Origin of the sequence: Lacticaseibacillus pantheris DSM 15945 = JCM 12539 = NBRC 106106 (assembly GCF_001591865.1) — a bacterium.
GTDB lineage: Bacteria > Bacillota > Bacilli > Lactobacillales > Lactobacillaceae > Lacticaseibacillus > Lacticaseibacillus pantheris.
The window spans coordinates 1-9886 of record NZ_BCVS01000091.1; the positions used below are offsets into that span (position 1 = coordinate 1).

At 52.4% G+C, this 9886-nt stretch carries 7 protein-coding genes; 1 reads left to right on the plus strand and 6 read right to left on the minus strand.

Going from position 1 to position 9886, the window contains the following annotated elements:
• Positions 1-956 precede the first annotated feature (956 nt).
• The 6 genes from LPA02S_RS09055 to LPA02S_RS09080 form a co-directional block, all read right to left on the minus strand.
• Complete coding sequence (locus LPA02S_RS09055) at positions 957-1700, minus strand: amino acid ABC transporter ATP-binding protein (protein ID WP_054649642.1); 744 nt, start codon at positions 1698-1700, stop codon at positions 957-959.
• Positions 1700-3166 carry an ABC transporter substrate-binding protein/permease gene (locus LPA02S_RS09060; RefSeq protein WP_056956377.1) on the minus strand — a complete coding sequence of 489 codons (1467 nt, stop codon included), beginning with the start codon at positions 3164-3166 and terminating at the stop codon, positions 1700-1702. Before LPA02S_RS09060 ends, LPA02S_RS09055 begins: the two co-directional genes overlap by 1 nt.
• A 142-nt stretch (positions 3167-3308) precedes the next feature.
• On the minus strand, positions 3309-4541 hold the full coding sequence (locus LPA02S_RS09065; RefSeq protein ID WP_054649646.1) for a chloride channel protein: 1233 nt from the start codon (positions 4539-4541) through the stop codon (positions 3309-3311).
• A gap of 218 nt (positions 4542-4759) precedes the next feature.
• The gene (locus LPA02S_RS09070; protein WP_054649648.1) at positions 4760-5983 is read right to left on the minus strand and encodes an MFS transporter; all 1224 of its coding nucleotides are present in this window, start codon (positions 5981-5983) and stop codon (positions 4760-4762) included.
• Between the two features lie 204 nt (positions 5984-6187).
• Positions 6188-7657 carry an ABC transporter substrate-binding protein/permease gene (locus LPA02S_RS09075; RefSeq protein ID WP_056956376.1) on the minus strand — a complete coding sequence of 490 codons (1470 nt, stop codon included), beginning with the start codon at positions 7655-7657 and terminating at the stop codon, positions 6188-6190.
• A gap of 135 nt (positions 7658-7792) precedes the next feature.
• A complete protein-coding gene (locus LPA02S_RS09080) occupies positions 7793-9004 on the minus strand; it encodes an MFS transporter (RefSeq protein ID WP_056956375.1) in 1212 nt (403 codons plus the stop codon).
• Positions 9005-9275: 271 nt separating this feature from the next.
• On the opposite strand from LPA02S_RS09080, the gene LPA02S_RS09085 reads away from it, so the two are divergent.
• Complete coding sequence (locus tag LPA02S_RS09085; protein ID WP_061777628.1) at positions 9276-9818, plus strand: hypothetical protein; 543 nt, start codon at positions 9276-9278, stop codon at positions 9816-9818.
• Positions 9819-9886 lie beyond the last annotated feature (68 nt).

Here is a 9886-nt window from a genome sequence, read left to right on the forward strand (position 1 = left end):
AAGTCATAAATGCCAGTAAGTGCTGGCGCACAAACTGGCATTAATTCCGACAGAACTACGGGCATGCAGCCGTCGCGGGACCCTACCGCTCAGCCTACACCATCACCCCAGTACGACCAACTTCGTGTGCTGATCAGTCAATAGAATTTATTGGTATTACGGGTCAACCCAAGCCGTCTAGAGTTGATTAAAACTTTGTGCCAGCTCGCATACGGACGACTACAATCATACGGGCAACTGCAAAATGTATGTTTGTGGAGCAGCTTGCCGTGTTATTCCTGACTATGCACGGAACTAATTGACATGATTTCCTAAGGCAAGAGCAATTGTTTAGCAACGTGGGCTTGATTCTTGCCTGGAGGAATAATTTTCAACCAATTTTGTTTTAATGTTTCCAAATAAGAATTGCACATATCACACCACGATTTATGGTGGTGCGACGTCACGGTTGCGTTGTTTTTAGCCCGGCTATAACTACACCTCCATATCGATTAGGCCAAGTATCAAGTTTTGGTTCGGTAGTGAGATGAAAATAATAGGTGAACACGTCTGGCTTTGCGTCCACAATGTTGGTTGTAATGGGGTGATGGTGGAGGTTGAGCGGGCGGTGGCCGCGACAGCTGTAAGCCCGCAGTTCTGTAGGTTTACTTCCAGTTGACGCTTTAGCGTCTTACTGGGAGTTAACTCGACGGTCTGGCAAGGCCAGCCCTAGAGCGGAGCGACGTACAGAATCAAGTATTTGAAATCGAGTGGTTTTTCTCGAGTTCAAATACTCGCGGTAGCCCGGCACGGGCGTGAGCGTGAGGCTCGCAGCACCGGTCGCGGCCACCGCCCACTCAACCGGAGGCACCACCCCATTACAACCAGCCACGTAAACAACCATCCCAAACCACACAAAAATGGAGCCGGAACAAAAGTTCCGACTCCATTTGTTGTGGTTGCCGCTACATAGCAGGCTATGCTTCCAGCACTTGTTTCAGGAAGGTTTGCAGGCGGTCGTGCGTAGGGTGGTTGAAGATTTGGTCCGGTGTGCCTTGTTCCAAGATCTGGCCATCCCCAAAGAAGATGACGCGGTCCGCAACTTCCTTCGCGAAGCCCATCTCGTGGGTCACGATGACCATCGTCATCCCTTCCTTCGCCAGTTTGCGCATGACACCCAGTACGTCGCCGACCATTTCGGGGTCGAGGGCGCTTGTGGGTTCGTCAAATAGCATGGTGTCGGGATGCATCGCCAACGCCCGAGCAATCGCTACCCGCTGCTTTTGACCACCAGACAGCTGGGCTGGCATCGCGTCAATTTTGTCGGTGAGCCCCACAATTTCAAGCATATCGCGAGCTTCTTTTTCCGCTTGCTCCTTGGACATGAGTCCTAATTCGGTTGGCGCGAGGGTGATGTTCTGCAGCACTGACATGTTAGGGAAGAGGTTAAAGTGTTGGAACACCATCCCGATGTTTTGCCGCACCTTATTCATGTCCACACCACTTTGCGCGATGTTTTCTCCGTCCACCACGACGTCACCGCTGGTTGTAGTCTCCAGACCGTTAATCATGCGGAGTACGGTACTTTTGCCAGCACCGGACGGGCCAATCATTACGACCACCTCGTTATCCTGCACGGTCAGGTCAACCCCTTTGATGACCTCGTTGTCACCATAGCGCTTGTGGACATCCTTCATTTGAACTCTTGTAGTTGTTGTCATTATGCACGCACCTTCTTCTGTACCCAGTTAGATAGCCATGTCAGCAAAGTGATAATGATTACGTAGATCAGCGCGACCATCGTCCAAATCTTGAAGCCCTCCATGTTGCGGGCCACGATGATCTTCCCGGTTTGCGTTAGTTCCAGCAGGCCGATAACGGATAGGATCGAAGTGTCCTTGAGGGTGATGATGAACTGGTTGATGAATGATGGAATCATGATGCGAATACCCTGCGGCAGGACGACGCGCTTCATGGTTTTACCCCAGGTCAACCCAAGGCTCCGTGCGGCTTCCATTTGCCCCACGTCCACGGCTTTGATACCGCCCTTAACGAACGCCGCGGTGTACGCGCCCTCGTTCAGGGTCAACGTGATAATACCGGCGATGAATGCGGGAACCTTGGTGCCAATCAAAGTCGGCACGCCAGTGTAGATGAACAGTGCCAGCACCATCAGTGGGAGGCCACGGAATACATAGATAAAGGTGTTAGCGGCACCCTGAGCAAACTTGTTCGGCAGCACGCCGAGTAGTCCTACAAGGATCCCAACAATGGTTGCACAAACGATACCCACAACCGTGAGCTCAAGGGTTTTACCGAGGCCACTGGTCAGCGTACCCGCGTTGGCGCGGAGGAGACCGAAGAAGCTCCGGTCGGACTCAGTCTGCTTGGCAGTCTGCTTTGCCTGGGACTTCTGCGAACCGTTGCCCACGTACTTAGCTACAATCTTAGCGTACTGGCCGTTAGCCTTGAGGGCTTTCAGACCGGCGTTAACCTTCTTAACCAGTTCACCCTCGGACTTTTGGAAGGCGAATCCGTAAGTGCCGGCGTCAGGTTCCTTGAAGTCAGAAGCTAGCTTGAGCTTAACACCATTGGCGATGGCGTACTGCATAACGGGCTTGTCCTCGAAGCAGGCTACCGTGTTGCCGGTGAGGACGTCCTGGTACATGTTGTCGTCGGAATCAAAGGTGACGACGCTAAACCCGTACTTTTTCTTCATGCTGTTAGCGTAGTCGGCGGCGGTGGTCCCGGTCTTAACCGCAACTTTTTTGCCTTTGAGGTCCTTCAGACTCTTGATGCTGGTATCCTTAACGGCCATGTACGTCCCGGACTTGTAGTAGGGGTGGCTGAACAGGAAGGTTTTCTTACGTTCGTCGGTGATGCTCATCCCGGCGGCAACCGCATCAATTTGTTTGGCCTGCAACGCCTGAACGGCACCGTCAAATCCGAGTTGCTTCCACTCAATTTTGAAACCTTCGCGCTTAGCGATGGCGTTGAGTAGGTCGATATCAATCCCGACCGACTGGTTCTGCTTATTGGTAAAGGCAAACGGTGAAAACGTCGTGTCAGTACCAAAAGTATATGTTTGTTCGGCGGCATGCACCGACTGTTCTTGTTGCGGCACCCACCACGCGACGACGAATGCAACGAGTGTGGCTAGGAGCCACACAAAGTGTTTTTTCCTCATTCCCGATACACCACTTTCCTTAGAAGATGGGTCTAGCTTAGTGGATGGTACCGGGCAAAGTCCAGACAAAATGTTAGTAAAGCTGACATTAGTCTAAGAAAAATTAAATTTTATTGCCATTGTTTACTAATCAACGGTAGTTCTATAATTCGCGCAAAAGGGCGAATTGATCGCCAAATTGATCTCGGAGGTACTGCCGGCCGCGGCCTAATAGCCAGAGAATGCCAGTAGTGGTGATGACCACCGGTAGTAAATTGGGTGGCAGGAACATGACGCCCATCACCCCACCGGCGACGAGCGGGGATTCAAGGATGGTACCGCCCATACTGATGGCGATGACGCCAATAGCCATTACGGGGTCGACGGATGGTAGCAAGTGGGCAACGGCAATGCCCTGTGCGGTGGCACTGAACAAAACGGGAAAGATGTCCCCACCCAGCCAGCCCGTGTTGAGGCAGATAGTGAGTAGGCCTAGTTTAAGGATGGACTGGCACCAAAGAAAGCCAATTCCCTGGCTTTGCCAAGTGGTCGCTAACAGGTAGAAGTTGTGCATCCCGGAGAAATTGATGGCGGGGGCAAAGAGTGTGGCACAGTAGATTGCGATTGCCCCGACGATGAGGAGGCCGATATTACTCCTCACGCGGTTAGTTAGTACCTTGCGTAGTAGCACCATACCTTTGAGGTAGACACGACCAGTGAGCCACCCGATTATAACTAGCGGCAATAGCCACACTAAGTCGGTAGCAGTCCACTTCGAGTGCCCCAGGTACACGATGACAGACGGTTCACCACCGAACTTGCAGGTGAGGTAAAAGCAGACAATACCGATGGTCAGGTAAGCCGCCGTTAGTGGCGACCAGAGGCTTTGGTGTCGGGCCGATGCCGGCCGTGGTGTGCGGTAGCGGTGGGGCGTCATGCACACTCGGAGTAGTTGCATGAACCCGTTACTCCGTATTTCCGCATAGTGTTGTTCGAGGTAGCGCATCTTATCGGTAATCCAGAGGCCATACAGAACGGTTGAACTGACCAGTGTGGCCTCGGGTCCCAGACTGGTCCCACTGGTCAACATAATGGCGGGAATAAGCATCTGGAGCCAGACAAATTTGTAGCTGCTGGTCCCCACATGCCGGAGGTCGGCCCGGATGAGACCCAAGCTCTTTGGCAGTTGACCGGTTGTACGCTGAGTCCAATAGATTAGGGTGCCAACGATACCTAACCATACCGCGTTGAACAAGGGGCGAAAATAGCTGCCAGGCCATACCCACTCGATGAACCAACCCTGCAGTAGATAAAAACCGCCCAGAATGGCACCACAAATAGCACTGAGTAGCGCTCCGTATGTAAAAATAAATCCTTTATGTGCGTGAATGTGCATGCTTTTGGCTCCCTCATCAACTGCTTTCTGAAAACACAACGCGTTTCAGTATACGGTCGCGTGGCTGGCGGGTCAAATTGACAGGGCGGGCTGACTGATTGTCACCGCAGGCAGCAGGGGAACAAAAACCCCTACGTTAGCAACGTAGGGGCAACATATATTGTGGTGACGATTGTGGCGTATGCATTTTCAATCAAAGCCCGGACTGTCCGGTTATACTACACCGCCTTTGATCCTCGTAGTGAGGGCTCTGTAAACCACAACAAAACAAAGTTGATCAGAAGCAGGACCGCTGTCGACATAAAGACCATGTTGTAGCCGAACATACCGGCGACGGCTCCACCCCAGAGGGCCCCGAACATGCTACCGAGGGCCTGGAACGATTGGTTCCAAGCAAAGATGTCGGATAACGCTTCTGGTGGGGAGTTCTTTGTCAGCAAGGTTTGAATTGTAGGGAACAACGCCGCATCCGAAATTCCCACGAGAAACCGCAAAATTCCTAAGATCCACAAGCTGGCAAAGAATCCTTGTGGCAGGTAGACGAGAATTGCGAACAGGTAACCCGCGATTAAAACTTTGCCCGACCCGTGATGGTCGCCGTATTGGCCCAGACGTGGTGCGGCCATAATGTTGGAAATCCCTGGCAAAGCCGAAATCACCCCGGCAATGACGGTGATGGCGCCGTGACCGTGCATTAGTTGACGCACATACAGACTGATGATGGGGAAAATCGATGAGTTGCCCAGCTGAACAATCAGGGTTGAAATCAGCAGCACCATGATTAACCGCGGATTACTGAATTGCTTGAGTAATCCACCTTTGCGTTTGGTGTGTGTTGCGACGGTTTTACCATCCGGAACGTGCTCTTTAACCAGCGAAACCGACAGGAACGCGACGATAAGCAGTAGTCCACCCGTTATGAAGAACGTTTGTCGAATAGAGAAGATGTGCGACAAGACCCCACCCAGCACTGGGCCGACCAGCACGCCCGACGTGGAGCCGGTCATGAGCGTACCTAACAGACGGCCACTTTTGTCGCGCGGTACTTGTGCAGCAACTAAGGCCTGGGCGTTCGGAATGTAGCCGGAAAACGCCCCGATAGCGGCACGCGCCAGGAACAGTAACACCACGTTGTGCACAAAACCGGTGAGTATGTAAATGATTGCCATCCCCCCCGCAGTTACGAACAGGATGATACGGTGACCGCGATTACTGGCCAATTTGCCCCAGAGCGGCGCCATGAACGCGGTCACCAAAAATGACACCGCGTAAATAATGCCGCTATAAAAATTAAGTTCTTGATGGCTAAAATCGCCAATCTGACTGATGAACAATGATAAAAATGGCCCTACTTCACTGAAGGCGATTCCGGCCACAAACGTGCAACCCCACAGAACGTAGAGGTTGCGCCGCCAAATTGGCCGACTAACTTTGTTTTCCATTGCACGACCCCCTGAAGGTGATTTTGCGCCTGGTGGGCATTAATTGTAAAGCGTAACGGTTCGACAGAACGTCGTAGCACGACCCGGTGATTGAAAAGTATGGCAGTGAGGATGCGGTGAGCAAGTGCATATGCGTCAATTAACCGCAAAAAAAGTCACCGTCCGGGCGGTGACTTGCATGTGGAAATTAACGATAGTACGACTTTATGCTTGGTACCGTTTCTGTACCCAGTTCGAAATCCACGTTAAGACCGTAATGATGATCAGGTAAATCAGGGCGACCATGGTCCAAATCTTAAAGCCTTCCATGTTGCGGGCAATGATAATCTTACCGGTCTGGGTTAACTCCAATAATCCGAGTACCGACAGAATCGACGTGTCCTTCAGGGTAATGATGAATTGGTTAATGAACGACGGAATCATAATGCGGATTCCTTGCGGCATTATGACGCGCCGCATGGCTTTGCCCCATGGCAGTCCCAAGCTACGAGCAGCTTCCATCTGACCAATATCAACCGCCTGCATACCACCCTTGACGAATGCGGCCGTGTACGCCCCCTCGTTAAGCGTCAGCGTAATGACACCGGCAACGAACGCAGGAATCTTGGTGCCAATCAGGCTGGGAATACCAGTATATATGAAGAGTGCCAGTACCATAAGTGGCAGACCCCGGAAAATGTAGATGAACACCGTCGCGATACCCTGGGCCCAACGGTTGGGGATGACTCCGACCAGGCCGATGATGATCCCGATGATGGTGGCACCCACAATGCCGACAAAGGTGAGTTCAATGGTCTTACCGAGGCCGCCCATGAGCGTGCCCCAGTTGGATTTGAGCAGGCCGATAAATGAATTGTCCGTATCCTGGCTAACTTTGTTCTTCTTGGCCTGGGACTTGGTGGAGCCGTTGCCGACGTACTTGCTGATGATTTGATCGTACTTGCCGTTGGCCCGCAGCTTTTTCAGCCCGCGGTTAATCTTGACCAGTAGTTTGTGTTGCTGAGATTTAGGCAAAGCAATCCCGTAACCACCAGTTTGGGCTGGCTTGCTGATAATGTGCAGCTTCACGCCAGTAGCCATAGCGTACTGAATAACTGGTTTATCGTCGACGCAAGCCGCCGAATTACCCGTCGTGACGTCCTGATACATGTTGTCAGAATCGTCAAAGGTGACCGTGGTAAAGCCATACTTATTCTTGACGCTGTTAGCGTAGTCCGCTGCTGCAGTACCAGTCTTGATGGCTACCCGCTTACCGCGTAGATCCTGCAAGTTTTTAATGCTACTACCAGACTTGCCGGCAAACACGATACCGGATGGGTAGTAAGCGTCACTCATGGCGAACTTGGCTTTGCGTTCGGGCGTGATGTTCATTCCGGCAATCACGCCGTCAATTTGACCAGCTTCTAGCGACTGGACGGCCGTGTTGAAGCCCAGCTCCTTGACTTTGACCTTAAAACCCTCTTCTTTGGCAATTGCCCGAATCAGGTCGATATCAATGCCGACATAGACGTTATGTTTATTCGCGAACTCGAATGGAGGATAAGTAACATCCGTCCCAAAGGTATATGTTTTGGTTGCGGCGACAACGGGTTGCTGTTGGTTATTGGGGGCAGTCCAAATTGCGACCGCTGTAACTAACGCGCCCAACAGAACCCAGAACCATTTCTTCTTCATTACGCTTCACCACTTTCTTATTATTTATTCATTGAGTCCAGCTTACTTTTTCAGTGGCGGGCTGTCTACGCTTTCGGTCAGGTTTACTGACAAGAAAACGTTTACTAAGCAACGTTATGCAAAATTATCAACAATTTACGGCCGGTTGCCCAATTTGTCGGCTTGCGATTTTGCGGGAAAGATACTGGTATGCGTGGTAGTAATGATGCCACAGATGCCCAAAGCGGCAGCAATGACTGCGGATAGTAGCAGGACCGCCACGCGGGATGTGATGAGTCCAAACAAAATGGGTCCCACGGCACCTAACAAGTACCCCAAAGACTGCGACATACCGGATAGACGCGCCGTATCCACCGCCGTCGCAGCTTTTTTCTGAAACAGGATGATAGCCAGGTTGAACGCGGCCCCGCTACCACAGCCCGCGATTAATGCAGCGACAACATTTGCGGTAAAGTTGGTGCCGCTAAAGAGAATGCCGAGTACGCCGAGCAGGTAGCCACCGGCGCTAATGGCTACGACGATGGCCTCACCGTGGTGCCGGTAGGCGAGCGTGGGTACCAGCAGGGAAAATGGCAGTCCGGCAAACTGGAACACCGTTGTCAGTGTGCTGGCTGCGACTTGACTAAAGCCAGCCGCTACCCAGATTGAGGGCAACCACGTTAACAGTGAATAGTAGAGCAGTGATTGTAGACCAAACACCAACATGATTGCCCACGACAATGGCGCGCTCATGATGGGGCGGAGGCGGTCGGTGTTATTGCCATTGTTCAACTTACGTGGGTGCCCGTAAAACGGCGCACATAGGGCCCAAAAAACGAGGGCGACGATGCTGACGGTCGAGAGTGTGGCCATGGTCGACCGACTACCAATATGCACGGACATAACGCCGGCAAAGGCCGTGGCTAACGATGCCACGATGCTCATGGTGGTGCTGTAGACGGCGGTTAACGGTCCAATTTTGGTGGGAAATTTTTCTTTGATTAAAGCGGGCAGCAACACGTTGCCCCCGGTAATGCCGACACCGACCAGCGCGGTGCCCAGTAGCAACGCCCAAGCACCGTTGATAATGCGCAGGTAACTACCACCCACGAGGATAATCATCGTTAATAGTAGTGTTTGTCCAGTCCCACGACGGATACCCAGTTGGGCCACGATTGGTGACAAGAGAGCGAACATTAACAGGGGGATGGTAGTCAGTAGTCCCGCCAGGCTGGTGGGAAGCTCCGCAGCTCGACGCACACTGTCGAGCATGGGTGGCATCATCGTGATGGGCAGGCGTAGGTTGGCGCCGATGAGTAAGATTCCGGTAGTGAGTAGAACGGTGGCACGGCGACTGGTTGTGGACATGGGCAAAGTACCTTCCTTGGTTATCTGTTGGTTTCAGGTTACCACACGCGTTGCCCGCTGACGTTTTTTGTCGTTACGGGCTGCATTTCGGTGCTTCCCCAAGGCTGGATTATTGTGGTCGTGCCTAGCTTTGAAGTCAAACGGTATGTTTTTCAAATTGGCAACTGTTATTCCCCTGGTTATGGTGGGGCCATCACGCATTAGCTCGAAGCGGTTTGCAGGTATGGGGCGGGGTGGTGTGTGAAAATTCACTTTAATTGGGGGAAGCTTGATGGAACGGCAAGAGTTAAGGGACTTGAAGGCGGCGATTGATGATGATCGGCTCCTTGAACAAAATTTTATGCGGTATATCCGCATACCACAGCGCTTAATTGGCCTCTACAATATCCGCGGTTTTGACCGCGCGGACTGGTATCAGGAGGCGCGGATTGCGCATCTAACGGCGGTACGACAGTTTGACGGTGATGGGGGATCGCAATTTGGCTGTTACTACCGCATGATCCTGTCGGCACATTTCTACTCCTTGATGCGCCGGGCGATGGCCCAAAAGCGGATTGGAGATTTGTACGCCCAGCCGCAGGGCATTGTCGGTGAAGAGGAAGAGGGCATTGGTGGTGGCCAGTATCCGCGCCATAGTTCGGTTGAGGGTGACTGCGTAATTCGGGCTGGTATTGAAGAGCTGTGGGGTCGGTTGAGCAGTACCGAGGCCGAGGCCCTGCGGTTAACGTTGTCCGGCAGACAGAGCACAACTCGTCGGCACCGCCAGGCGATGGGGCGGGTGCGGGCAAAGATGGTAGAGTTTTTGTACGCGTGAAGATTGTCTGGAACCAAGCGCTAATGTCCGGCCTTCGTTAAACATGCGGGTGCGCGGGGTACTGCGAC